Raw genomic sequence first — 23835 nt, 5'->3', positions numbered from 1 at the left:
TCTATAAGGCTTTTACTCATTTTCTACTTCATTTACTGATTTTGCTTCAATTATGCCTTGATTTCGGTTTATATGACTTAATTAATATCCTTAGTATCTACTTACTCTTTCTTGAAATAGCCCTGCCCTTAAAAAGGGGGGAGAATTAAATTCTTCCCCCTTTTTAAGGGGGATTGAGGGGGATCTCTTAGAGCTTTTGACCGCAGAAAGTAATTCTTAAATGGTTTCTTATATACCTCTAAATTTATATACCTCTAAATTTATATACCTCTAAATCTATATATCTCTAAATCTATATATCTCTAACAAGTTGCTAAACATCAGTAAGCTCAAAACCAATAAGAGATGACTACCCGCTACGTGGTCGGTACGCACTTATTCGTTTCTAATTATACTGGACTACTTATAATCACTTAATTCATCTAGTCTTTAAGATACGGTTGAGATACATTACTTGCAGCAGTATCTATAGCTATATAATATTCAAAAACATACTGAATTAACCCATGTCGATCGCGTTTAGTAAATATCACGGATTAGGTAACGATTTTATTTTAATTGATAATCGGCATAGTGCCGAACCAATTTTTACTGCCGAGCAGTCTATCAAATTGTGCGATCGCAATTTTGGTATTGGTGCAGATGGAGTGATTTTTTTGCTAACGGCGGTTGATGGCGGACATCAGATGCGGATTTTTAACTCCGATGGCTCCGAGCCAGAAATGTGTGGCAATGGAATTCGCTGCCTAGCTAAATTTATGGATGATTTAGGTATCCCTACCCTTGAGAGAAAGTATTCTATTCACACGGGAGCAGGGCTAATCGTACCGCAGATGGATGCGGATGGACAGGTCACTGTCGATATGGGTAAACCATTTTTGACTGCTGCCGAGATTCCTACTACTTTGGGAGAAGCAGGCGATCGCAAAGTGATTGATTTTCCTGTCGAAGTGGGCGGCAAGGCTTGGAATGTAACGACCGTAAGTATGGGCAATCCCCATTGCATGATCTTTGTAGATGACGTTGCTAGCATTCCTTTAGCAGAAATTGGTGTTCTCTTTGAACATCATCCCGCATTCCCAAATCGGACTAATACTGAGTTTGTGGAAGTAGTGAATCGTGGCTATGTGAAAATGCGAGTATGGGAACGCGGTGCAGGGGCAACCCTCGCCTGTGGTACTGGAGCCTGCGCGACGGTGGTTGCTGGAGTTCTAAACGATCGATGCGATCGCAATTGCACGGTTAATCTTCCTGGAGGAGATTTACAAATTCATTGGTTGGCAGAGAGCGATCGCGTTTTGATGACAGGTCCCGCTACCCTTGTATTTACAGGTTCCTTAAAACTTTAAAGACTTTAGCTGAAAATGGCTACGCCATTTTTAGCTTGGAAAACCCAGTAGGGTTTTGAGATTCCCAAAATGGCGTTACCATTTTGGGGATTGGTATAAGAATTGTGATTGAAAATCGCAATATTCCTTGCAATATTTATACCAAATCACAAAATGGCGTTACCATTTTGTGATTTTAAAACCCTTACGGGGTTTAGTTTTCAATTCCCAAAAGTGTAGCTACACTTTTGGGAATTGGTATTAGAGATCGATAAAAGCGATCGATAAAAACAAATTTAGAGGTTTAACCATGAGCGAAACTATTTTTAGCAAAATTATCAAACGGGAAATCCCTGCGACTATTCTCTACGAAGACGATCTGGCTCTTGCTTTTCGGGATGTCAATCCCCAAGCTCCCGTCCATTTCTTGGTAATTCCCAAAAAGCCCATTATTAAACTTTCGGAAGCAACTAGTGAGGACGAATCTTTACTTGGACATTTACTGCTAGTTGCCAGTAAGGTGGCAGCCCAAGAGGGACTAACAGGTTTCCGTCTAGTGACTAACAATGGTGCAGAGGCAGGACAAACTGTCTTTCATTTACATATTCACGTCTTAGGTGGACGATCGCTAGATTGGCCCCCAGGTTAATAAATTCAGAAGAGCGTACCGCCCGCTACGCGGGCGGTACGCTCTTCTGGGGTTAAGAAATGGCTACGCCATTTCTTAACTTGGGATAAAGCCTCAATAGGCTGAACTTGCAATAAAAATTCTGTAATTCTAGGGAGAATTATGACTGCGATCGCCATTGACTTTGGGACTAGTAATACCGCGATCGCTATTCTGGAAGTGGATAGCGATATTCATCCGCCAACTCCCAAAACTCTACACTTTGATGAGATTTCCCACGACTTTGCTACGATTGACGGACGGGCTTGGCTAGTGCCAAGTCTAGTTTATGTGCAGAATCAGTCACCTAAATTTTTATTGGGAGCGCAAGCCCGATCGCAGGGGGAATCCAAGCGTCTATTTAGAGGCTTCAAACGTGATATTGTCGCGAGCTTTCGATCGCCAGCCCGTGAGATTGATGGGGAATTTTATGATGCGGAAGCGATCGCTGAAATCTTTTTAACCGAAATTTGGGAACGCTTGCACTTAAAAAATCTGAATCCCAGCCAAATAATTTTTACTGCTCCCGTGGGGGCATTTGCGGGATATCTCCACTGGTTTGCTAATTTGGCGGAGAAACTGCAATTACCAAACTTCCAAGTTATCGATGAGTCCACAGCCGCCGCTTTGGGTTATGCCATTACGAGACCCAATGCCTTGGTATTGGTGATTGACTTTGGGGGCGGTACGTTAGATTTGAGCTTAGTCCGTACTGCGCCGATCGCCAATTCTCGATTGTCAAAATATGCCGCTAAAGCCGAAGTAATCGCCAAATCGGATGCTTATATTGGGGGGATCGATATCGATCGCTGGATTGCCGAACATTTCTTGCGTCAATTAGGAATCCTGCGATCGCAAATGCAGGAAAGTGCTTGGCAGAGCATTTTAGGAATTGCCGAGCAAATCAAGATTAAGTTATCCCTCATTCAAGAAGTCAGGGAAATCTGGGTAGACGAGCAGATGATTTCCCGTCCACTTCAACTCACACAAACCGAATTGACCGAGATTCTCGAACAGAACCAGATGATCGAGCAATTACGAGAAGCTATTGATGAAGTTCTTGCCATCGGACTCAAGCGAGGCATCAGTAAGGCGGCGATCGAACATATTCTGCTAGTTGGTGGTAGTTGTCAGATTGTGGCAATCCAGCAATTAATTACTTCCTATTTTGGGAAAACTAAAGTTAAGTTTGGCAAACCCTTTGAAGCCGTAGTCCATGGCGCGTTAACCCTTGGACAAGAGATGATCGTGGAAGATCATTTGCGTCACAGCTACGCAATTCGGCTGTGGGAACCCTATCTCCAGCAATATTCCTTTTATACTTTGTTTGAGCAGGGGACAAAATATCCCTGTCAGCGCACCGAGCCCTTAATCCTCCAAGCTGCGATCGCAGGGCAAGCAGAGATCTGGCTCGATATTGGCGAAGTTGCCGATATTGCCCAAGCTGAAGTCACCTACGATCGCTCTGGTCGGATGACTAGCAGTCAATTGCTTAAACAATCGGACTTTCGCTCGTTAGTACCGAGAAAGTCCGCCGATCCTGATGCCGATCGCCAATGCATTGCTCGCCTCGAACCCCTCGGTCAGTTAGGAATCGATCGCATTTCTGTAAAGTTTGAAATTGATGATCGGAGGGTGCTAATTGCTACAATTAGAGACTTGCTGACTGATCGGGTACTAATTGATCGCAAGGCAATTGTTAAATTAGAGTGATTTTTCATAGGATTACCAAAAACCAGAAAATGGGTGGCGGCGCAAAGCACCGCCACCCATCTTCTGGTTTTTTAAAGCTTGCATTGCTATATTTACCTTTAAGAAATAGATTTAACCCTCTGAAATTTTGTAGAATCTAGTAAGGAGTATTTCTATATTCTCATGCAAACATTCGGTTGATAGCAGGCTTAACTTGTGACTCATACTCGTTCAAAACATTCTCGACTGATGATTGCGGTCTTACCTGACGAATCCTCAGCATTTGAAGCATATCGCTTACTTCAATGTCATGGCATTTCACCAGAGCATCTGGCTCTAGTTGGCAAAGGCTATAGCAGTCCCGATAGTGTGGGTTTATTCAATCCTACCTACACTACATGGCGCTACGCTAAACGCGGGATGTTTTGGTTAGGTGTAATTAGTACGGTAACGGGGGTAATATTGTATCTAATTTTTAGTATTAAATTGCCAAATTTGGATTGGTATCAGGCTCTATTTACGATCGCCTCTACATCTGGACTGATCGGCTTGGTCATTGGTGGCGCGATCGGGACTTTGTATGGATGGTTTTTTAAAAGTAGTCTGTCAATTTCCTGTCGGGGCTGTTTGGAGCGCGGACAGTATTTACTAATGTTAGAAGGATCTGAAACTTTAACCCGTAAAGGAAGAGAAATTCTTGATAACTACACCGTAAAACCACATTAATTTAGCTAATTGAATTAGGGGAATCGTGATTAGTTGAACTGTAATTAGTTGAATTGTGATTAGTTGGATTGTAATAGTCGAGTTGTAGTTAGTCGAATTGTAAATATTATATAGCAGTCCTAAAATTCATGAGAAATAGGGCTTCGACTTCGCTTAGCCAAAGTATACCGCTCTTTCTACTCCTTTAGAATTGCTATAAATTTACAACATTTCTTATTTACTACCAAAATTTTGTAAAGATTCAGTTTATATCGAGCCATGTCTAACGCTAAAACTATTTTGATTGTTGATGATTCTGAAAGCGATCGCTTACTTTGTCGGAGACATCTTAAGGACGATCTCCAAATTAATTATCTTATTTTAGAAGCATCAACAGCTCAGGCAGGGCTAGAACTATGGCAATCCCAAAATCCTGATGTGGTGATCGTTGATTTAAATTTGCCTGGAGATAGTGGGTTAGATCTCCTAGAAGCTATTCGAGGAAATCTAGAAGCGGATAGCGATCGGGCAATGTCAGATTTGAAGTTGCCCGTAATCATTTTAACGGGGAGTGAAGATGTAAGAGATGCGGTATTTTCCATGAGATTAGGAGCTTTTGACTATTTAGTTAAAAGTGATATCACCAAATTCTCATTACAGCGAAGTATTCATAATTTGCTCGATAGCTTTGCCTTAAGTCACCAGCTAGAGATTGCCCGTAAAAGAGAATTATTGATTTCGCAAACGGCCCTCAATATTCGCCAATATTTAAATCTAAATGACATATGTCGAATAGTTGTTCGGGATGTTCGTAAGGCAATTAAAGCCGATCGCGTCCTGATCTATAAGTTTTCCGCAGATATGACCAGAGAAATTGTTGCCGAGGCAGTAATTCCTCCTTGGCAATCCTGTGTGGATCTCTCGCTTGAGCAAATCTGCACTCCTTCTTTTACCGAGCAAATGCAAGCCCATGCCGATGGACAGGTTTTTGCTCACCCTGATATCTCTAGCGCTAACCTATCCAAATGTCATCGGCAAATGTTATCAGGAGCTCAGGTTCGGGCTAATGTCATTGTCCCGATTTTATTGACAGATAATCCCCTCAGAAGTAGCACCAATCCCAATCATTCCGATCGCAATCATCCCGATCGCAATCATCCCGATCGCAATCCCCATCAGCAAATTCTATGGGGGCAGCTCATTGTGCATCAATGTGCGGCTCCGCGTAATTGGGAAGACCATGAAATTTTGCTCCTTCAGGAATTGTCAATCCAATTAGCGATCGCAATCCAGCAAGCGGAAATCTATCAGGATCTGCAAAATCTAAATATTTCCTTATCGCAGCAGGTGCAGGAACGCACGGCGGAAATAGAGGCGAGCGAGCAAAAGTTACGTTCTCTTGTCGAATCGATTCCTGACATTATTAATCTAGTTAATGTCGATGGCGTTTGTCTTGAGACTAAGTATTGTAAAACTCCATACGATCTTTTCCCAGAGCTTACGAACCCCATCGGCAAGAAATTGGATGAGTTATTACCGCAGCAAGCAGCCACTGAACAATTACGAGCAATTCGGCAGGCGGTCAGAACTGGGGAAATCCAGATTTTCGAGCAGGTAGCGATCGATAACGAACTGCGATACGAAGAGATTCGCGTAGTCCCGGCTCAAGCGGATGCAGCGATCGTCATCGCCCGTGATATCACTGAGCGCCGCCTTGCCGAACAAGCTCTTTTAGCCAGTGAGTCAAGATTTCAGAAAATAGACAGATCCTGTCCTGGAATTATTGAAATTTTTGTGCAGAGGGCAGATGGTTCTGCCTATTTTGAATATCTAAGCTCGGCATTTGAGGTGATTAAGGAACTCAAGGTAGAAGATGTTTTACAAAATCCGCAGCTTGCATTCAATCAAATTCATAATGATGATATCGCCGATCTATGGGAAGCGATCAGACTAAGTTTAGAAAATTCGACTCCCTTGCAGCATGAATGGCGGATCGTAACTCCTTCTGGGAAAATAAAATGGTTGAGATCTAATTTGAGTCCCGAACGGCGGCGTAATGGGGATACGGCTTGGTATGGAGTTGTTTACGATATTAGCGATCGCAAACAGATGGAAATCATATTACAGAAAGAAGTCATCCGCAATAAAACCCTATTGAATGCTTCTTTTGATGGGATTGTGATCCTTGATAGCAAGGGAAATGTAATTGAATCCAATCAGAGTTTTGCTACGATGTTGGGCTATACCCTCGAAGAGATGAGCCAACTCAGCATCTACGATATAGATGTGAAATGGAATCGTGAAGAACTGGAAAAAGGGCTTCAAGAATTTAAACTCAAAAAAAGTCATATGTTTGAGACTCTCCATCGTAGTAAAGATGGCAAGATTTATAATGTGGAAGTTAGTGCAAATTCACTGGAATGGGATAATGATGCCATTCAATTCTGTATTTGTCGTGATGTGACGGAACGCAAATTAGCCGAGCAAGCTTTACTCCGTCAAGAACAGGAGGTGAGAACCCTCATTGAAAATTCTCCAGATGTGATTGCCCGATACGATCGCGATTTTCATCTTACCTATGTCAATTCAGCAATTCGACAATTGTCGGGGAACTCTCCCCAATCATATATCGGTAAGTCTATGGGGGAAGTAAATCTACCCGAATATATCGTAGTACAGTGGGAAGACAGTCTAGAAAAAGTGTTTACCACGGGTTCACCCGTGGTAATAGATACAAAATTGAATGGAACTAACAGGGTTATATATTCGCAATCAAGATTTTTGCCAGAATTTGATGGTAATGGCAATATTGTGTCCGTAATGCTGATCTGGCGCGATTTTACCGAGCAGAAACTGGCGGAAGTAGCCTTAAAACAAAAAATCCAGCAGGAAAAGCTACTCAATCGCTTTATTCAAACAATTCGTGGTTCTCTAGATTTGCAGATGATCTTTGATTCCGCAACTTTTGCGATCGCGCATTTGCTCAATTTAGAACAGGCGACGATCGTTGAGTATATGCCCGAACGTCAAGTTTGGAAACATATTGCGGTATTTAAGGATAGTCCCGAATTATTGGATACATTAGGATTAGAAGTCCCCGATAGAGGTAATCCCTTTGCTGAGAAGCTAAAGGGTGCGGAGATTGTTCAAGTTAATGACTCCGAGCAGATCGAGGATGAAATTAATCGGGAACTAGCCAAAACTAAGTCAGGGGCTTGGTTAATGGTTCCGATCATTACCAACCAAACCGTATGGGGGAGTTTGAGTGTGCAGAGAGCCCACAAGGTTGTGGCTTGGGAGAGTCATGAAATTGACTTAACGAAAACTATCGCCAATCAAATTGCGATCGCCATCCAGCAGGTACATTTGTATCAAAAGCTTCAGTTAGAACTAGCCGAACATAAACAGACGGAAATTGCCCTTGCCCAAGCCAAGGAGCTAGCAGAAGCTGCTAATAAATCTAAGAGTGAATTTCTGGCTAACATGAGCCATGAAATTCGCACGCCGATGAATGGAATCGTTGGCATGGCGCAATTACTAGCTTCTACGCCTTTAAGAAACGATCAAAAAAACTTTATCCAAATTATCCTAGATAGCGGTGATGCCCTACTAAATATTATTAATGATATTCTCGATATATCAAAAATTGAATCTGGAAATTTGCAACTAGAACAAAAAGAATTTAACTTTGAGGATACGATCGCTTCCGTTTGTAAACTCCTAGGCAAACAGGCTTCTGATAAAAATATCAATCTCCAATGTCAAATTAGCAATCATGCTCTAACGACAGTTTTAGGTGACAGTTCACGATTGCGACAGATATTTATTAATTTAATTGGCAATGCGATTAAATTTACCGAACAAGGTCACATCAATATTAGCTATTACCGTAAACCCATTACTAATAACATCTATGAATTTAGATTCTCCATCGTAGATACGGGGATTGGTATCGATAGCGATCGCATTGATAAATTATTCACACCCTTTACTCAAGCTGATGCTTCGATCAATCGTCAGTATGGGGGCACTGGGCTAGGCTTAGCGATTTGCAAACGGATCGTGGAGTTGATGAATGGAACAATCTGGGTAGAAAGTCGGGGTCAAGTGGGCGGCAAGCCTCCATTAGATTGGATGATCGATCCTGCTAGCAGTAATAGGCAGGGTTCCATATTTTATTTTACGGTTGCCTTACCCTTAGCTTCAGACAGTCAGATTTCCACAGGTCAGGAGCATACGAGCCTAAGCAAGCCAGTAAATACCCTCGATCCAGTCCCTCTCAAAATTTTGGTGGTTGAAGATAATATTCTCAATCAAAAAATCGCCGTTCTCATGTTAGAAAAACTCGGATATAAAGTAGATGCGGTGAATAATGGACGCGATTGCCTAGATATGCTCCTCAATCAAGATGCCAAGCCAGCCTATGACATCATATTTATGGATGTAAAAATGCCTGTCATGGGTGGACTGGAAGCAACCCAGTTAATTCGCGAACGTTTATCATCAAGCACTCAGCCTTGGATTGTAGCAATTACTGCTGATGTTCTTCCCCATGATTATGAGGCTTGTATTAATGTGGGAATGAATGACTATATTAGTAAACCCATTACTATTAAAGATATTAAGCGAACTATCTCTCAATATATGAATCAAGTTCCTAAGTAGCTCAGAACCACAGAAATTTTTGAAAGTGTTGCTTCGCAACACTTTCAAAAATTTCTGTGTGGTTCGTTTGATCGATAATTGCTGTAAGTGAATATAGCTATAATATGTATTTCCCAATTCTTTATTCTTTTAGACGATGTCCCTATGCAATTCGCGCCAGAATGGCTCTCGCTTATGCAGGCATCAAGTATGAGTTAAGGGAAGTCTCTTTAAAAAATAAACCTCAGCCCATGCTTGATATTTCCCCAAAAGGAACTACGCCTGTAATGCAGGTGTTTACTGAGACAGGCTTTCAGGTTTTAGAAGAAAGCCTTGATATTATGAATTGGGCAATTCAAAAAAACGATCCCTTCCATTGGCGTGATTTAGCAGATGACGATGTGACGATCGCTAAATATTTAATTGCGACTAATGATCGCGAGTTTAAAATTGCCTTAGATCGCTACAAGTATCCCAATCGATTTCCTGAAAAACCGCAGGAGTTTTATCGCCTCCAAGCTGAGGAGTTTCTGCAAGTTTTAGAGCTGCAACTAAAAAAGCGATCGCCAGAACAAAATAGTAATTTTTTAATTAGCGATCGTCAGACCTTCGCCGATGTTGCCATCTTTCCCTTTATCAGACAATTCGCCTATGTCGATATCGCTTGGTTTCACTCAAGCCCCTATCAATACTTGCAGCGCTGGCTCCAATGGCATGAAACGAGTGCGCTGTTTGAGTTAGTGATGCAAAAGTATCCTGTTTGGATACCTGAGCAAGAAGCAGTCATAATTAATATGAATTAAGAGATAACCCCAAAGATGAGTGGTGGCGCTTTGCGCCGCCACTCATCTTTGATTTTGACAGCAGCTATAGGGTATAAAATGGTGTAGGGAGTTGACACAAATTGCCCTAGGGTAATGCCTTGACCAACTCCCATAATGAATATGGAGCTAATAGTATGAAATCCCTTGCCCTTTTGAGTGTTTCTGACAAAACAGGACTACTTGAGCTTGCCCGCGAACTATCAAATACTTATAATTTTCAGTTAATTAGTAGTGGTGGGACTGCTAAGGCACTCAAGGCGGCAGAACTTGAAGTTACAAAGGTTTCCGACTATACAGGCGCACCTGAAATTTTAGGCGGACGAGTAAAAACCTTACACCCACGTATTCACGGTGGTATTTTAGCCAGACTCGATCTACCTGAACACCAACAGGATCTGGCTGACAATGCGATCCAACCAATTCGGATTGTGGTTGTTAACCTCTATCCATTTGCAGAAACGATCGCTAAGCCCGATGTTACCCTTGAAGATGCGATTGAAAATATTGATATCGGTGGACCAACCTTAATCCGGGCCTCGGCAAAAAATTATCGCCATGTTGCCGTATTATCCAGCCCCAGCCAGTATGCAGAATTCCTTGCCGAACTGAAGGCAAATAATGGGGAAACAACCCTAGAGTTTCGTCAGAAATTAGCGATCGCAGCTTTTCAGCATACCCAGTCCTACGATCAAGCGATCGCCACATATTTAGCCAATCCCCAAAGTACTAATCCAGAACAGGAACCTGCAAATACCCTGTCCTCCTCCTACACCCTACTTTGCAATAATCCTAAGCCTTTGCGCTATGGTGAAAATCCCCACCAACCTGCCACATGGTATCAGGTTGGGGCGACCCCTAAGGGATGGTCAGCCGCACAACAGTTACAAGGCAAAGAACTTAGCTTCAATAATTTATTGGATCTAGAAGCAGCAAGGAGTATTATCGCTGAATTTAGCGATGATCGCCCCTGTGCTGTCATCATCAAACACAATAACCCCTGTGGTGTGGCGATCGCCTCTACTATTGCGGAAGCCTATCAAAAAGCTTTTGATGCGGATGCCACCTCCGCTTTTGGCGGAATTGTCGCTCTCAATCGTCCCATTGACGAAGAAACTGCGAATCTGCTCAATAAAACCTTTCTAGAATGTATTGTTGCTCCAGCCTGCGTCCCAAGCGTAGCAGCGATTTTGAGCAAAAAAACAAATTTACGGGTGCTAGTTCTGTCCGATTTCAAACAAGGTTCCCATGAAACCGTGAAGACGATCGCTGGCGGAATGCTCGTTCAGAGAGCGGATGATGAGCCAGTCAAACCTGAGACATGGCAAGTGGTTACCCAGAAGCAACCTACGTCCGATCAGTTACAAGAGTTGATTTTTGCTTGGAAAGTGAGTCGTCATGTCAAATCCAATGCGATCGCTATTACCAAAAACTTTGCCACCTTGGGTATCGGTGCAGGACAAACGAATCGGATCGCTTCTGCCAAAATTGCGATCGAGCAATCTGGTGAAAATGTAAAGGGAGCTTTCCTTGCTAGTGATGGCTTTTTTCCCTTTGATGACTCGGTACGGACGGCGGCGGCGGCAGGGATTGTCGCGATCGTTCAACCTGGAGGCAGTATGCGGGATGATAGTTCGATTAAAGCCGCTGACGAACTAGGATTGGTTATGGTATTCACTGGCGTTCGCCATTTTCTACATTAAGTAGTTTACGCAATAAAAAATGAGTGGCGGTGCAATGCGCCGCCACTCATTGACTTTAAAATTTTACAAAAAAGGACGCAATGCGCTTTTTTTACGTATAGCTTTGGTGTCAAACCCCAAGAATTGAATGGCGGCGCTTTGCGCCGCCATTCAATTCTTGGGGTTTGATTTTTCCTAAGTCAAATGACTGTAGCTATAATTTGCAATGGGATTTGAGAAAGGGTTTGCTACGCAAACCCTTTCTCAAATCCCAAAAGTAAAAGCCTTGCTTAGCAAGGCTTTTACTTTTGGGATTTTAAAATTTGCTAGCTTAACTAGAACTGATACCAATTCCCAAAATGGCAACGCCATTTTGGGAATCTCAAAACCTTACTGGGTTTGGTGTTTAATTCACAAAAGTGTTGTCACACTTTCGTGAATTGGTATGACGTTTTTTTATAGCTGTCGCCAGTTTTGTTATGACAAAATCAAAACCCGAAAGAGAGTTGCCGCGCTCCGCGCGGCAACTCTCTTTCGGGTTTTATGTCCTAATACAGTTAGCGGCAGTTATACTGACGCTTTTTTACTGTGCAGTTGTTGGTAAGACTGCTACTGATTTCGCGTTCGGTGCTTTAGCTTGGAGAAACTGGGTTTCTTTTACAGCCTGATTGGATAGAGAGAAGAGAGGATTAGAAGCAATACCCGCGATCGCTGTGAAGATCAGCGTAAAGACGATCGCCGCTTGCAGAGGCTTCATACCCACTTGAGTCCAAGTAATAGCTGGATAGTTTTTGACTGAATCAGACATTTCTTGAGGCTCCTTAACTACCATCATCTTGACGACGCGGATGTAGTAATAGAGAGAAACCACACTCATGACCAGCGCCAGCAAAACCAAGCCATAGGCATGGGCCTGCCAACCTGCCCAGAAAATGTAGAGCTTACCAAAGAAGCCTGCGAGGGGAGGAATACCACCGAGCGAAAGGAGGCAAATACTCAAAGCAAGGGTTAGTAAAGGATCTTTTTGGTATAAGCCACTATATTCACTGATCTGGTCAGTTCCCGTGCGTGAAGCAAACAGAATAATGCAAGCAAAGGCTCCCATATTCATAAACAGGTACAGAATCAGGTAAAACACCATACTGGAATAGCCTGCTTCTGAATCGATCGCCATGCCCAACATGACAAATCCCGCTTGTCCGATAGAGGAGTAAGCCAACATCCGCTTCATGCTGGTTTGGGCGATCGCCACCACATTACCCAAGACCATACTCAAAACGGTCAAGACCACGAACACGTAATGCCATTGCAGAGAAGCAAGAGGAAATGCAGTAATCAAAAATCTGAGCGCAAGCCCAAAACCAGCCACCTTAGAGCCGATCGACAAAAAGGCAACTACTGGTGTGGGCGAGCCTTCGTAAACGTCGGGTGTCCATTGGTGGAAAGGGACTGCTGAAAGCTTGAAGGAAATCCCCGCAATTACAAACACCATCGCAATAATCAGCGCCGTATTGCTAACGGTAATTTTTGAAGCGATCGCCGTTAGCGAGGTTTCGCCGCCAGAGAGCCCGTAAAGCAACGACATGCCATAGAGAAAAATTGCCGAACTTGCCGCACCAACCAATAAGTACTTCAGTGCAGCCTCGTTAGAGCGCGGATCGCGTTTGGTGTATCCCGAAAGCAAGTATGACGAAATACTCAAGGTTTCAAGGGCGACAAATACCATCACCATTTCGTCAGCACCCGTTAAGAACATCGCGCCTAACGTGGCACTAAGCAAAATTACCAGATACTCACCTACCACTACCCCCGACTGCTCTAAATAACGAATGGAAACGAGGATCGTTAATAGAGTGGACAGGACGATAACGGCACGAAAAATAATGCTGAGTTTGTCACTATTAAAACTGCCCAAAAAGGCGATCGGATTTTCTAAGCCCGTCCATTGCCATACAAGGGCAGCAGTGGATGCTATTAAACCAGCGATCGCAATATATGGGAGAACATTTGCCGATTTGCGCCCCGATGCAATCAGATCGACGATCAGTACGAGTACTAATGTCCCAATGACAATTAGTTCTGGCAAAATCGCGCCACTATTGAGCAGGGCATTGAGACTTGCTGTATCCATACTTAATTTATGTATTGTTGCTATGGCAATTGTACCTAGATTTTGGTAGCAATTAGTGCTCGTAGATTTTATGGCAAGCATAAATAAAAAGCATAAGTTGCTCAAATAAATCACCCAAATATAGCTGCCGCCAGTTTTGTTAGGACAAAATCAAAACCCCAAAGAGAGTTGCCGCGCTCCGCGCGGCAACTCTCTTTGGGGTTTAAAAACCCTTACTGGGTTTGGTTTTCAATTCCCCAAAGTGTAGCCACACTTTGGGGAATTGGTATTATGGCTCAATCACTTGCAAAACTGCTTTGGGCAAAAGCTTATCCTTAAACCACAATGTCATCCCCGTATTCTCGCTCACCTTTACGCCTGCCTTTTCGAGATTAAGCCGTTCGGAAATCGCCAAAATTAAGTTCTCGCAATTTGCCTGACTTACCTGTGAAAACTTTTTGCGTAAATATTCTGGTCGCCAATAGCCGACGATCTCCAATAAATAACTGCGCCCATCGGGATGGACTAACCGAAAATCAGGAATCATCACGCTTCCAGGAATGGGAATGAGATCGACCTCTCTTTCCAATTTCCATTCCGTTTTTAAATCGACCCACCGCTCCGCAAAGGACGATTCGATCGCACTGTCATACATTTTGCCCGCAGGGTAATGGCTGACTAAACCGCATTCCGAATCAAGGGTGAATAGTCCCGTCCGCTTCTTTTTAGAATAGGGATCTTTTTCCACCAATGTGGCTTGCAGGCTCCATTTCGTAACATGTAACAAGGCAGGAAGAAGTTTGGCGATCGCCAAACCATAGCGAGTACTCGTACCAAATAAACTCGTCGCCCCATCGACGGTAATCGTAAAGCCATAATCCACATCCCCCTCGATATAGGACATTAACTGAAATAGCTTGAGATAGCGAAACAGAAGCTTATACTCTCCTGGATCGTTGCGATGCACCTTGAGAATCATATGACTGGCTCGATAGAAAATTCCTTGCACTTGCGAGAGATTATAACGATGGATTAAATCTTCAGCCGTTGGCTTGTCAAATTGGGTCAGAATGCGGTTCTCGATCAGGTCAGCATAAAGCCCTTGAACGATCTGTGAAGGAAACACTTCCCGATTGAGTTCTTGAGTGAGTTGATCGGCAAGCTTTGCTAAAGTTTCTTCTGTCGCTTGTTGACTGGGAATGACTTGCGTTGCAAGTTCAAATACGCGGCGGCGCAATTCCTGCGGTTCCAAGGGACTAAGGATTTCAAAGGTGCTAAAGCTGGATTTGAGAATATGCGCTAATCCCCGCTTTACCCGATAATCGGGCGTATCTCCTTCCATTTCTTGCAATTGGCGATCGAGTTCGCCTTGTGATTGCCCATTACATGTTTCAAAAATAGCGATTAATTCTGTAGCGATCGCCTGAGTCTTATCATCTAATTTTAATCTCTTAGGAATGACAGTTTCGCCATTCAGCCGATGCATCAAGAGTTCGCTAGGCAACATAAATTTTGGATTTTGCTGGGCAATGCTAAAAGAACAGGATATCTAAGTAGTTCAGCATAATTGAAAAACAAAACTAGAGAGCGTACCGCCCGCGTAGCGGGCGGTACGCTCTGCAAGAGATGTTAAGTACCTCAGCATAATTAAAATCCAAATCTAAAACCTGCGGCGCACGCTGCGCGTGCGCTGCAGGTTTTAGGGTTTTATATTTAATTAAGCCCACTTACTTAGAGAAATATTAACCTTTGACTACTCCCTTCGCACCAAAGAAATAGACATCAAAAAACAATAATTTAGACGTTGCGGCGCGAAGCGCCGCAACGTCTAATTCTTCACTGAGAAGGGAGTAAGATTTCTAAGGTAGTTAGCACAGGAGTAAAAATGATTCGATACTTGCCCCTTGTGGTGGGGACATTGGGCGGAATTGGTTTGTTAGCCAACCGCATGGTGACTTTAAACCTCACCTCTAGCCAGTCTAGGGCTGATGCGTTGGGGGTTTTATTGAGTGCAGTTTTAATTTTGGTCGGACTGCTATGGCAACAGGTGCAGCCAAAGCCTGCCGATGCCGTGACCTTAGTTGGAGAAGAAGGCTTTGAGATGGCGGACTCGTTGACTGATGCGGTCAAAACCGAACTGGCTTGGTCATCGCATATTTTACTGACTAATACCGTGACTAAGACCGTGGTAGTTTATTACGATCGCCAAACCATATTGCGTAGGGGGATTTTGGGCAAGAGCGATCGCGTAAATATTGGCGCGATCGCTGAGCGCGTAATGAAAACCCAAAAGCCCGTTTATCTAGTCAAATTAGAACTTTATCCAGGACGGGTGGAGTTTGACTATCTGCCTGAAAATACGCAGGGAGCGATCGTGCAACCTCTCGGAGAAAAAGGAGTCATGGTTTTAGGCGCAAATATTCCCCGTAGTTATACCAAGCAAGATGAAAATTGGGTTGCGGCGATCGCCGATAAACTAACCTATAATCTCAGCCAACTTAAGTAAGTAACTTAACCAAATTATCGCTATTTACCGCTATTTACCGCTATGCTAAATCGCATTTTCCCGACTATTGCCCTCGCGTCACTGCTTAGCCTCGGCGTATTTACTTCAGCCTATGGGCTGACAGCGATCGCCCAAATTGCTCAGGAGAGCAGTGATAAAGCCCCAGATAAGGCTCCAGATAAAAATCTAGATAAAACTCCAGATAAAAATCCATCAATTCCACCAGACAAATCACCAGAGCTAATTTCATCGGAAAAACGTGCCTTAATTAAAGAATTGCTAGAAATTACCGAATCTAGCAAAACTGCTCAGCAGGTCATGGATAATATGGCGAGAGCGGAGTTGCCAAAACTCATATCCACAGTCATTAAAAAGATCCCCGCTCTCAATAGCGATAGTCCCGAAGTCCAGAAACAATTCAACGACACTGTGTCAAGGATAGCGATCAAATATCGCGATCGGGTGATCAAAAAAATTAATGTCGATCAATTAATTGAGCAGATTTCCTATCCCGTTTACGATAAATATTTTACCGAGTCGGAATTACGCGACATTATCGGTTTTTATAAATCGGAAACAGGCAAAAAAACGATCGGGCTGATGCCACAGATCTTTAGTGAGTCCATGCGCCGCACCAACGAAATTTTGTTGCCCAAAATGTCGAGCATCATGACCGAAATCATTGCGGAAGAGCTATTGAATGCAATACCGCAAAAATGATCGGCTAACTAATCAGGGAAATAATCGGGAAAAGGCAAGAAGGCTCTAGCTCTCTGGGTTTTATATTTTAATCGTCTTAACGGTTGCTATACTGTAATGCTGAGAGCTTTTGTCGCTTCATCACACCTTTAACAATATTTCAACTGTTATATCAGCAAATACGCATGGCAATTTTAGATCGGCAGGGTCGTTTATTTGGCAAACTAAGCATTCTTGACATCGGGGCGATCGCGACGATCCTGATTGTCCTGATCGGCTTACTCCTCGTTCCCGGCAATAGCGGCAACTCGATCGCCCAAATGTTATCTGCCGAAAATAAAACCGTTCAAGTAGATATGAATGTAAGGGGCTTAAGTGCAACCGATCCGCGCAATCTGATCAAAGTTGGCGATAAAGTTAACATTATTATCCGCAACCAACCTAGGGGCGAAGTCACGATCAAAAAAGTTGACATTTCTACGCCCAAAGTGGTCGCGGCGAAAGCCGATGGAACGGCGGTATTTTTTGACGATCCCCGTGCAGTATCCACATCTCAGTCAGATCTCGCCCTCACCCTTGAGGCAACTGCCAGAGTTACCAATGATGGCGTAGTATTTGGCAACGAAAAGGTTAAGGTTGGAACATCCATTGATATTGAAGGTTCTAAATACCTGATTCGTGGGAGTGCGATGGCAGTAAGGTATTAATTTTGTAAATCGTTTACCACCTATCACCAATTACCTATTACCAACAATGCAACCCTCATTTCCTCAAGGTTTTGTTCTTAAAGGTCGCTATGCTATTCGATCGACGATTGGGCAGGGTGGCATGGGGCGCACCTATTTGGCCCAAGACCTAGAGCGCTTTAATGAAACCTGTGTACTCAAAGAATTTATTCCGCCTCAAGATTCGCAAGAGGTAACGGAAAAAGCAAAGGAACTCTTTCGGCGCGAAGCCTCGGTACTTTATCAAATTCGTCATCCCCAAGTGCCAGAGTTTCGCGCTACCTTTGAGTCTGAGGGAAGGTTACTCTTGGTACAGGACTATGTAGAGGGTAAAAATTACCGTAATTTGCTGCTCGAACGGCTCAAGACGGGACAGACATTCTCAGAGAATGAGATATTCGCGCTGATGCAGCAGCTTTTGCCTGTATTGAGCTATTTACATAGCCACAATATTATCCACCGCGATATCTCTCCCGAAAACCTAATGTTGCGATCGCAGGATAATTTGCCCGTGCTGATTGATTTTGGCGTAGTTCAAGAAACCAATGCCAAACTTAACTCACAGATGGGAATTCCTGCCTCAACGGTGGCAGGCAAAGCTGGCTACGCACCGCCCGAACAATTACAGTCGGGGAATGCCTATGCCAATAGCGATCTTTATGCGCTTGCCGTAACTTCCATCGTTCTGATGACGGGACGTGAGCCATCGGAATTGTTTGACAGCATCAATCTGGCTTGGAATTGGCAACAATTTGCGAATGTCAATCCTGCCTTTGCAAGGGTAATTAACCAAATGTTGAGCTATAAACCCACGAATCGCTATCGTTCTGCTGACGAAGTGATACAGGCTCTACAGGTTGCACAAGCATCTTTTTCGGGGGCAAAGACCTATGCGGTGGGGCGACCAGTTCCATCCAAAGTGGCGGCGACCTTGCCCCAAAGAACGGTATTAGCTGGTGCAAATAACCGTAATCCTGACAATAGCTATGGCAACAGTAATACAAATATGTCGAATTCGGGAAATGGTGGTGGAGTTAACTGGTTTTTTGGCATTTTAATAATTCTCGTTGCGGGTATTGGTTCTTGGGCTGTTACCTCATTTTTCTTTGGTCGCAACCGCGTGACGACGACCAATCCCACCGAGTCGGCGATCGCTTCTCCTAATGCCACACCAAGCGCGGTAAATGTAACAAACATCAATACTAGTCTCGATCTTAAGTCGATTAATGACAGCCTCGAACAGGGATTTAGTAGCGAGAAGATCGCATCGGGACAAGTTGTTAATGTCCGTTTTAATGGCGGGAAAGATGAATTACTCACAGTCTCTTTATCGGGAGCCGATCTACAGATGACGATCCAGAGTGACGATCAAGTTGCTCTCGACCGTAAAGCGATCGATAATGCCTCTGGATATTGGCAAGGACGACTAAAAAAGGATGGAGTTTACTATGTCAAAATTAAAACCACGGGCACGAATGAAACTACCTATAGACTTGACGTTAAGTTAGAAGCTCCAGTAAAACCCCAACCAATTCCGACGCGAGTTTCAACTCCCAGCCCCTCAGTTACGCCCACGGATAAACCCACCGCTACACCTAGTACTTCTCCTACCGCCACTCCCATAGAACCAACGCGATCGCCCGAACCATCACCGAGTAGCAGTCCTACTCCATCACCAAAATCGCCCGAACCATCACCAGTGCCAAATCCCAATCAGCCTGCCCCCGAACCATCCAAAACTAATCCCACTCCTAATCTCACTTTCTAATTAATTTCTAATAAATGCAAAATATAAATGCAAAATATAAAAATCAATTTTCAAAAGCTGCATCCAGAGGCACAGATTCCTAGTTACGCTCATCTTGGCGATGCGGGGGCTGATGTTTATACGGTTGCTGAAGTTACGCTCCAACCCCTAGATCGTGCGGCTATTCCGACGGGATTGGCTGTGGATATTCCCCTTGGTTATGAGATCCAAGTGCGTCCTAAGAGTGGTTTGGCTTTGAAACATGGCATTACGGTTCTCAATTCTCCTGGTACCGTTGATGCTGGCTATCGCGGCGAGATTCAAGTGATAGTGGTTAATCTTGGTAAGGAACCTTACACCTTTACTAAAGGGCAAAAGATTGCTCAGTTAGTATTAAAAACGGTAGTACAAGCGCATTATGTTGAAGGTGTCTTAGGATCTAGCGATCGCGGTACTGGCGGTTTTGGCAGTACTGGATTGAAGTAAGCGATCAAAAGGATGGGTGGCGCTTCGCGTCACCCATCCTTTACCGTATGTGGTTCAATATATGAGGCTCATCATCAACTGTAGGAATATTTTTCATCGTGGCGATCGCAAACCAATACGGCTATTACACCAAAGATGATCGGTAGGTGATTATTCATAGTTAGCCAGAATATGGCGAATTTCTGCGGCTGGGATATTTGACTGCTCTGATTTTGAGTAAATCGTAACTAGAATCACCGATGTGGCTGTTTTGACGTAGTAAATGACTCTGTAACCCGCACTTTTACCTTTCTTGTTATCTCGATTCTTAATCCGCAATTTGAAAACTGTATAGCCAACGTTAGCAATTTGATCGCCTTGAAAGTTTCCTGCTTGGAGGTCGTCAAGAACTGGCTGTAAGTCTGCGCGAATATTACGATACTTTTTTGATAAATCGCGAAGTTTATTTTTAAACTCTTCTGAGAATTTAAGCTCAACTAATGGATCAATCGACATCAATCCCATCCCAAAGTTCTGAAATTGGTCTGGTTCTACCATTCATTACGTCATCCCAACCGCGCCGAAAACTTTCCATCGCAGGTTCTAGTTCCTGTGAGGTTTCTTGTGAAGATAGGTTTTGAGATTTTTGTTGAGTTATGGCAATATCTCGATCTAATAGTTCTCGTAGTTTTATTTTCTCTCGCAGTTCTAGGGAACTCATCATTTCTATGAGAGCTTTGAAAGGAAGAGATAGATTTACTTTTACTTGTGTGCGTTTCATATTTGGTTTAGATCCTCATTTTCAACAATTGCGATTTTCTGTTGCAATTTTGCTAACATCCATGCTTCTCCTAGCCATTCATCAAAGTCAAGTCTATGTTGTAGTTGATCGCTGGTAAAGAGATTGATAAATGTTTCAGTTGACCATTGATATTTTGCTTCAAATTGTTCTAGTCGTGTTTGAGTTTTTTGTAGCCCTAATTCAAGGCTTTGTAATCTTTTCGCAAAGTCACTTTGAATCATCTCTTTGATCAATTCTGGATGATTCGATCGCAGTTTGATGATGTTTGTAATTTTGGCATTCATAGACTATTTAGACTTAAACAATGAATAATTTTATAAATGATCTCTGACTCTAGGTTAACTCTAGTGCTGCCTTTAAACAGTCGTTGACTTTTTGGAGTAAGGAATTCGGTAGCCGTCCCAATTTTCTGAGAATTTTATCTTTGTCCAGTGTAAGTAGATTGACGCAATTAATGACAGAATCTTGTCTTAGTCCTGATTCTTGCCCCTCAGGGGGCGCCATTACGATTAATAATTGCGTTGGTTCTAAGGAACGTTGGGTTTGGCTTGTGATTTGGACTACGATTGTGTTTTTGAGCCGTTGGTTGTCGCGATCGTTCTGGATGACAAGGACTGGACGGACTTTAGTTTCACTACTTGAAGTGTAAGGATAATCGACTAGCACAATATCTCCGCGTTGAATATTCATGATTGTCTGCGGGGATCGAGATCGTTGTAGATATCCATCGCTGGATCGTCCCAGCCTTCTTTGCCGAAGGTTTCCATGACAGGAAGGTACATATCTTGCAAGAATTGATTATTTTGCTCTTCGATTAAAAGTGCTTTTATTTTTGCATATACTTCTTCGCGAATAAGTACATAGGTTATGGCTGTATCTGGATCAATCGCACGAGGAGGAGTTTCGACCTGTTTGATGACATCTTGCCTCTGCTCAAAAGTTAGTTCAATCATTGTTTGTTCTCCAGATTTTTAATTTATACTGATTGTCTGATCGCTGGTAAAAAGATTGATAAATGTTTCAGTTGACCATTGATATTTTGCTTCAAATTGTTCTAGTCGTGTTTGAGTTTTTTGTAGTCCTAATTCAAGACTTTGTAATCTTTTCGCAAAGTCACTTTGAATCATCTCTTTGATCGATGCTGGATGGTTTGATCGCAGTTTGATGATGTTTGTAATTTTGGTATTCATAGGCTGTGCTGTCATTCCCATTTCCTCCTTTAATCCACAAATTTTCCAGCCTTATCAATTGTCCGAGATCTTCTTGAAGAGAACCAATTTCCCATTGTTTCTACTTTTGCATATCCATTTTTAAATGGTTCTACTTGCCAGAATTTAGGCTTTATTACAACATTCCCAGACCAATCAACATAACCCCACCTAATATCTGTGTTCTTAAAAGCTGCCAAACCATCAGAAAAATCATTTAATTCATAACAGTCTTTAATTTGAAATATTACTTTTCCACTTTTGTCAATAAAGCCTTGATATATTTCATTTCCTATGTATCTACTAAACCTCGCTACTCCGTTCTTGAAATAACTAACGCCTTCAAAAATGGGATTGATAATAATTTTGCCATTTTTATCAATAAATCCATATTTTCCCGCAAAACTAGCAAATTCATCTAATTTATCTCCATATTTTCTATGCTCACCCACGCCGATTATAGCCATTCCTTCATGAAAAGAGAATGCGATATCGTATTGTGGATCAATAACCAGATCACCATTTGTGTTAATAAAACCATACTTGCCAACTAAATTTTCCCATATTTCATCAAATTCATTCTGAGAATCAAAATAATCAATAACACTAGTACCAAATTGGTAAAGACGCTTTTTTTCATATGGATTGATAGCAATTCTTGCGACTCCTTCTTTAAAGTCTCCAATAAATTTAAAATTAGGTCTAAGTGCTACATCACCTTTTTTATTAATAAAATAATACTTTTTTTTGACTTTTACTCTCGCCAAGCCATTGCCAAAGCTATAGGCTCTATCGAATTGTGGGTTAATTTCAAACTCTCCAGTTGCATTGACAAAACCCCACTTATCATTAAATAAGACTGCCGCCAGTCCCTCAGAAAAAGGTTTTGCATAATCAAATAGTAGTTTTGTAACAACCTGTCCTGATTCGTTCTCATATCCATACTTATTTCCAATTTGAACAGGAGTAAGTGATTGTATTTGTATCACATCTACTTTTTCAGAAGTAACCTGTGATTCGCTATATTTACTAACTACTATTTCTGACCTAACTCCCAAATCAGATAAGACCTTTGAAGCTGAGATATAGCGCTTCTTCATTGCTCTTACAACCATTTTATCTAGTAGAGCAGCAATTCCCGAACTCACAGAAGACAAATAATCTCGCCATACCCATTCACCTTCCGCATCATCAAACAAATTCAATGGGTCAACATCCGTAATAAGGTGAAGACAAGTTACACCCAAAGCATACAAATCACTACTACCATCCGCCTTACCCCTCAACTGTTCGGGAGACATATATCGCGGATCGCCAATTACAGTTCCAGTTCCCAATAGAGCAGTACCAGTCATCAACTTCACCGCCCCAAAATCAACCAAAAACAACATCCCATCATCACGCCGAATAATATTCTCTGGCTTAATATCCCGATGAATCACCTGATTGTCATGGATATATTGCAACACAGGCAACAACCCAACCAACAACTCCCGAATTTTCGGCTCACTAAAAGCCCCATCCTGCGCCAACTCCTCCGCCAAATTCCGCCCCTTCACATACTCCTGCACCAAATACAACCGCCCATCCTGTTCAAAATGCGCCAACAACTCAGGAATCTGCGGATGCTTACCCAAAATATTTAGCTGCACTGCCTCCTGCTCAAAAAGCTCAGTCGCCTTTTGTAAACCACTAGCACCTTGAATCTGCGGACTAAACTGCTTAATCACACAAGCAGGCTTATTAGGCAAATCTTGATCCACTGCCAAAAACGTCTTACCAAAACCACCCTGTCCAATCTGACGCACCGCCCGATAACGCTCCCGTAGCAACAACTTAGCGCCACAGGACTGACAAAAAGTTACATCTGAATTTTGAGGCTGAGTGCAAACAGGATTAAGGCAATAACTCATAATCGCGACTGATGCTGTTGAGATTTAGAGACAAGATGATTGTAGCTGACAAAAACTTCAGTTTTGGAGATTTGGTGATGGGCGATCGCCTTGAAATTATTTTTGGCGCTCGCTATTTTAT

The 23835-nt window shown here is 42.8% G+C and carries 22 protein-coding genes; 12 read left to right on the top strand and 10 right to left on the bottom strand.

Going from position 1 to position 23835, the window contains the following annotated elements; all coding sequences use genetic code 11:
- The first annotated feature begins 506 nt into the window (after window positions 1-506).
- Together dapF and PseudUWO310_RS12575 are read left to right on the top strand one after the other, a co-directional pair.
- The gene (gene dapF / locus PseudUWO310_RS12580; protein WP_142601739.1) at window positions 507-1349 is read left to right on the top strand and encodes a diaminopimelate epimerase; all 843 of its coding nucleotides are present in this window, start codon (window positions 507-509) and stop codon (window positions 1347-1349) included.
- 289 nt (window positions 1350-1638) lie between these two features.
- Window positions 1639-1977: a histidine triad nucleotide-binding protein gene (locus tag PseudUWO310_RS12575; protein ID WP_009626380.1), complete on the top strand. Its 339-nt coding sequence runs from the start codon at window positions 1639-1641 to the stop codon at window positions 1975-1977.
- Window positions 1978-1982: 5 nt separating this feature from the next.
- On the opposite strand, the gene PseudUWO310_RS22940 is transcribed toward PseudUWO310_RS12575, so the two are convergent.
- Window positions 1983-2135, bottom strand: coding sequence for a hypothetical protein (locus PseudUWO310_RS22940; protein ID WP_190316007.1), 153 nt, complete (start codon window positions 2133-2135; stop codon window positions 1983-1985).
- Between PseudUWO310_RS22940 and PseudUWO310_RS12570 the strand changes: the two genes are divergently transcribed.
- The 5 genes from PseudUWO310_RS12570 to purH all read left to right on the top strand — a co-directional run bounded on the left by PseudUWO310_RS12570 (window position 2119) and on the right by purH (window position 11560).
- Window positions 2119-3708 (top strand): Hsp70 family protein, encoded by a 1590-nt coding sequence (locus PseudUWO310_RS12570; RefSeq protein ID WP_142601737.1) that lies wholly within the window; start codon window positions 2119-2121, stop codon window positions 3706-3708. The genes PseudUWO310_RS22940 and PseudUWO310_RS12570 overlap by 17 nt on opposite strands.
- Before the next feature lie 195 nt (window positions 3709-3903).
- A complete protein-coding gene (locus PseudUWO310_RS12565; protein WP_100228902.1) occupies window positions 3904-4413 on the top strand; it encodes a hypothetical protein in 510 nt (169 codons plus the stop codon).
- Window positions 4414-4671: 258 nt separating this feature from the next.
- Window positions 4672-9057 (top strand): response regulator, encoded by a 4386-nt coding sequence (locus tag PseudUWO310_RS12560; RefSeq protein ID WP_142601734.1) that lies wholly within the window; start codon window positions 4672-4674, stop codon window positions 9055-9057.
- Between the two features lie 104 nt (window positions 9058-9161).
- Window positions 9162-9839 (top strand): glutathione S-transferase, encoded by a 678-nt coding sequence (locus tag PseudUWO310_RS12555; protein WP_142601732.1) that lies wholly within the window; start codon window positions 9162-9164, stop codon window positions 9837-9839.
- Between the two features lie 155 nt (window positions 9840-9994).
- Window positions 9995-11560 (top strand): bifunctional phosphoribosylaminoimidazolecarboxamide formyltransferase/IMP cyclohydrolase, encoded by a 1566-nt coding sequence (gene purH, locus PseudUWO310_RS12550; protein WP_142601730.1) that lies wholly within the window; start codon window positions 9995-9997, stop codon window positions 11558-11560.
- Between the two features lie 562 nt (window positions 11561-12122).
- Here purH and PseudUWO310_RS12545 read toward each other — a convergent pair.
- Together PseudUWO310_RS12545 and PseudUWO310_RS12540 are read right to left on the bottom strand one after the other, a co-directional pair.
- Window positions 12123-13670, bottom strand: a complete 1548-nt coding sequence (locus tag PseudUWO310_RS12545; RefSeq protein ID WP_040690209.1) for an NAD(P)H-quinone oxidoreductase subunit N — start codon at window positions 13668-13670, stop codon at window positions 12123-12125.
- Between the two features lie 268 nt (window positions 13671-13938).
- Window positions 13939-15156, bottom strand: coding sequence for a DUF790 family protein (locus PseudUWO310_RS12540; RefSeq protein WP_142601728.1), 1218 nt, complete (start codon window positions 15154-15156; stop codon window positions 13939-13941).
- A gap of 378 nt (window positions 15157-15534) precedes the next feature.
- Between PseudUWO310_RS12540 and PseudUWO310_RS12535 the strand changes: the two genes are divergently transcribed.
- From PseudUWO310_RS12535 to dut, 5 genes are all read left to right on the top strand, one after another.
- The gene (locus PseudUWO310_RS12535; RefSeq protein WP_142601726.1) at window positions 15535-16155 is read left to right on the top strand and encodes a cofactor assembly of complex C subunit B; all 621 of its coding nucleotides are present in this window, start codon (window positions 15535-15537) and stop codon (window positions 16153-16155) included.
- Between the two features lie 42 nt (window positions 16156-16197).
- Window positions 16198-16875, top strand: coding sequence for a DUF2059 domain-containing protein (locus PseudUWO310_RS12530; protein WP_142601724.1), 678 nt, complete (start codon window positions 16198-16200; stop codon window positions 16873-16875).
- Window positions 16876-17039: 164 nt separating this feature from the next.
- Window positions 17040-17561 (top strand): DUF4330 domain-containing protein, encoded by a 522-nt coding sequence (locus PseudUWO310_RS12525; protein ID WP_009627477.1) that lies wholly within the window; start codon window positions 17040-17042, stop codon window positions 17559-17561.
- 46 nt (window positions 17562-17607) lie between these two features.
- On the top strand, window positions 17608-19347 hold the full coding sequence (locus PseudUWO310_RS12520; protein WP_142601721.1) for a serine/threonine-protein kinase: 1740 nt from the start codon (window positions 17608-17610) through the stop codon (window positions 19345-19347).
- Between the two features lie 27 nt (window positions 19348-19374).
- The gene (gene dut, locus PseudUWO310_RS12515; protein ID WP_142601718.1) at window positions 19375-19812 is read left to right on the top strand and encodes a dUTP diphosphatase; all 438 of its coding nucleotides are present in this window, start codon (window positions 19375-19377) and stop codon (window positions 19810-19812) included.
- Between the two features lie 150 nt (window positions 19813-19962).
- Here the strand turns inward: dut and PseudUWO310_RS12510 are convergent, their stop codons facing one another.
- The 7 genes from PseudUWO310_RS12510 to PseudUWO310_RS12480 are packed head-to-tail and all read right to left on the bottom strand — an operon-like array spanning window position 19963 to window position 23714.
- Window positions 19963-20307 (bottom strand): type II toxin-antitoxin system RelE/ParE family toxin, encoded by a 345-nt coding sequence (locus PseudUWO310_RS12510; RefSeq protein ID WP_142601716.1) that lies wholly within the window; start codon window positions 20305-20307, stop codon window positions 19963-19965.
- Window positions 20297-20572, bottom strand: a complete 276-nt coding sequence (locus PseudUWO310_RS12505; RefSeq protein ID WP_142601713.1) for a hypothetical protein — start codon at window positions 20570-20572, stop codon at window positions 20297-20299. Before PseudUWO310_RS12505 ends, PseudUWO310_RS12510 begins: the two co-directional genes overlap by 11 nt.
- Window positions 20569-20877 (bottom strand): hypothetical protein, encoded by a 309-nt coding sequence (locus PseudUWO310_RS12500; RefSeq protein ID WP_142601710.1) that lies wholly within the window; start codon window positions 20875-20877, stop codon window positions 20569-20571. The genes PseudUWO310_RS12505 and PseudUWO310_RS12500 overlap by 4 nt, the downstream gene beginning before the upstream one ends.
- A 49-nt stretch (window positions 20878-20926) precedes the next feature.
- Window positions 20927-21283 carry a type II toxin-antitoxin system PemK/MazF family toxin gene (locus PseudUWO310_RS12495; protein WP_142601708.1) on the bottom strand — a complete coding sequence of 119 codons (357 nt, stop codon included), beginning with the start codon at window positions 21281-21283 and terminating at the stop codon, window positions 20927-20929.
- Window positions 21280-21546 (bottom strand): hypothetical protein, encoded by a 267-nt coding sequence (locus PseudUWO310_RS12490; protein WP_142601706.1) that lies wholly within the window; start codon window positions 21544-21546, stop codon window positions 21280-21282. Before PseudUWO310_RS12490 ends, PseudUWO310_RS12495 begins: the two co-directional genes overlap by 4 nt.
- An 18-nt stretch (window positions 21547-21564) precedes the next feature.
- Window positions 21565-21798 (bottom strand): hypothetical protein, encoded by a 234-nt coding sequence (locus PseudUWO310_RS12485; RefSeq protein ID WP_190316006.1) that lies wholly within the window; start codon window positions 21796-21798, stop codon window positions 21565-21567.
- A 14-nt stretch (window positions 21799-21812) separates the two neighbouring features.
- The gene (locus PseudUWO310_RS12480) at window positions 21813-23714 is read right to left on the bottom strand and encodes a WG repeat-containing protein (protein ID WP_142601703.1); all 1902 of its coding nucleotides are present in this window, start codon (window positions 23712-23714) and stop codon (window positions 21813-21815) included.
- Window positions 23715-23835 lie beyond the last annotated feature (121 nt).

The organism is Pseudanabaena sp. UWO310, assembly GCF_006861605.1.
In the GTDB taxonomy this organism is placed as follows: domain Bacteria; phylum Cyanobacteriota; class Cyanobacteriia; order Pseudanabaenales; family Pseudanabaenaceae; genus Pseudanabaena.
The sequence above is the reverse complement of the archived record's forward strand: the minus strand, read 5'-3'. Positions and strand labels throughout refer to the sequence as shown.

What these genes read in the sequence shown, in the direction of transcription:
- dapF (WP_142601739.1), top strand. Translation starts at nt 507, where the DNA reads ATGTCGATCGCGTTTAGTAAATATCACGGATTAGGTAACGATTTTATT.
- PseudUWO310_RS12575 (WP_009626380.1), top strand. Translation starts at nt 1,639, where the DNA reads ATGAGCGAAACTATTTTTAGCAAAATTATCAAACGGGAAATCCCTGCG.
- PseudUWO310_RS12570 (WP_142601737.1), top strand. Translation starts at nt 2,119, where the DNA reads ATGACTGCGATCGCCATTGACTTTGGGACTAGTAATACCGCGATCGCT.
- PseudUWO310_RS22940 (WP_190316007.1), bottom strand. Translation starts at nt 2,135, where the DNA reads ATGGCGATCGCAGTCATAATTCTCCCTAGAATTACAGAATTTTTATTG.
- PseudUWO310_RS12560 (WP_142601734.1), top strand. Translation starts at nt 4,672, where the DNA reads ATGTCTAACGCTAAAACTATTTTGATTGTTGATGATTCTGAAAGCGAT.
- PseudUWO310_RS12555 (WP_142601732.1), top strand. Translation starts at nt 9,162, where the DNA reads ATGTATTTCCCAATTCTTTATTCTTTTAGACGATGTCCCTATGCAATT.
- purH (WP_142601730.1), top strand. Translation starts at nt 9,995, where the DNA reads ATGAAATCCCTTGCCCTTTTGAGTGTTTCTGACAAAACAGGACTACTT.
- PseudUWO310_RS12545 (WP_040690209.1), bottom strand. Translation starts at nt 13,670, where the DNA reads ATGGATACAGCAAGTCTCAATGCCCTGCTCAATAGTGGCGCGATTTTG.
- PseudUWO310_RS12540 (WP_142601728.1), bottom strand. Translation starts at nt 15,156, where the DNA reads ATGTTGCCTAGCGAACTCTTGATGCATCGGCTGAATGGCGAAACTGTC.
- PseudUWO310_RS12535 (WP_142601726.1), top strand. Translation starts at nt 15,535, where the DNA reads ATGATTCGATACTTGCCCCTTGTGGTGGGGACATTGGGCGGAATTGGT.
- PseudUWO310_RS12530 (WP_142601724.1), top strand. Translation starts at nt 16,198, where the DNA reads ATGCTAAATCGCATTTTCCCGACTATTGCCCTCGCGTCACTGCTTAGC.
- PseudUWO310_RS12525 (WP_009627477.1), top strand. Translation starts at nt 17,040, where the DNA reads ATGGCAATTTTAGATCGGCAGGGTCGTTTATTTGGCAAACTAAGCATT.
- PseudUWO310_RS12520 (WP_142601721.1), top strand. Translation starts at nt 17,608, where the DNA reads ATGCAACCCTCATTTCCTCAAGGTTTTGTTCTTAAAGGTCGCTATGCT.
- dut (WP_142601718.1), top strand. Translation starts at nt 19,375, where the DNA reads ATGCAAAATATAAAAATCAATTTTCAAAAGCTGCATCCAGAGGCACAG.
- PseudUWO310_RS12510 (WP_142601716.1), bottom strand. Translation starts at nt 20,307, where the DNA reads ATGTCGATTGATCCATTAGTTGAGCTTAAATTCTCAGAAGAGTTTAAA.
- PseudUWO310_RS12505 (WP_142601713.1), bottom strand. Translation starts at nt 20,572, where the DNA reads ATGAAACGCACACAAGTAAAAGTAAATCTATCTCTTCCTTTCAAAGCT.
- PseudUWO310_RS12500 (WP_142601710.1), bottom strand. Translation starts at nt 20,877, where the DNA reads ATGAATGCCAAAATTACAAACATCATCAAACTGCGATCGAATCATCCA.
- PseudUWO310_RS12495 (WP_142601708.1), bottom strand. Translation starts at nt 21,283, where the DNA reads ATGAATATTCAACGCGGAGATATTGTGCTAGTCGATTATCCTTACACT.
- PseudUWO310_RS12490 (WP_142601706.1), bottom strand. Translation starts at nt 21,546, where the DNA reads ATGATTGAACTAACTTTTGAGCAGAGGCAAGATGTCATCAAACAGGTC.
- PseudUWO310_RS12485 (WP_190316006.1), bottom strand. Translation starts at nt 21,798, where the DNA reads ATGACAGCACAGCCTATGAATACCAAAATTACAAACATCATCAAACTG.
- PseudUWO310_RS12480 (WP_142601703.1), bottom strand. Translation starts at nt 23,714, where the DNA reads ATGAGTTATTGCCTTAATCCTGTTTGCACTCAGCCTCAAAATTCAGAT.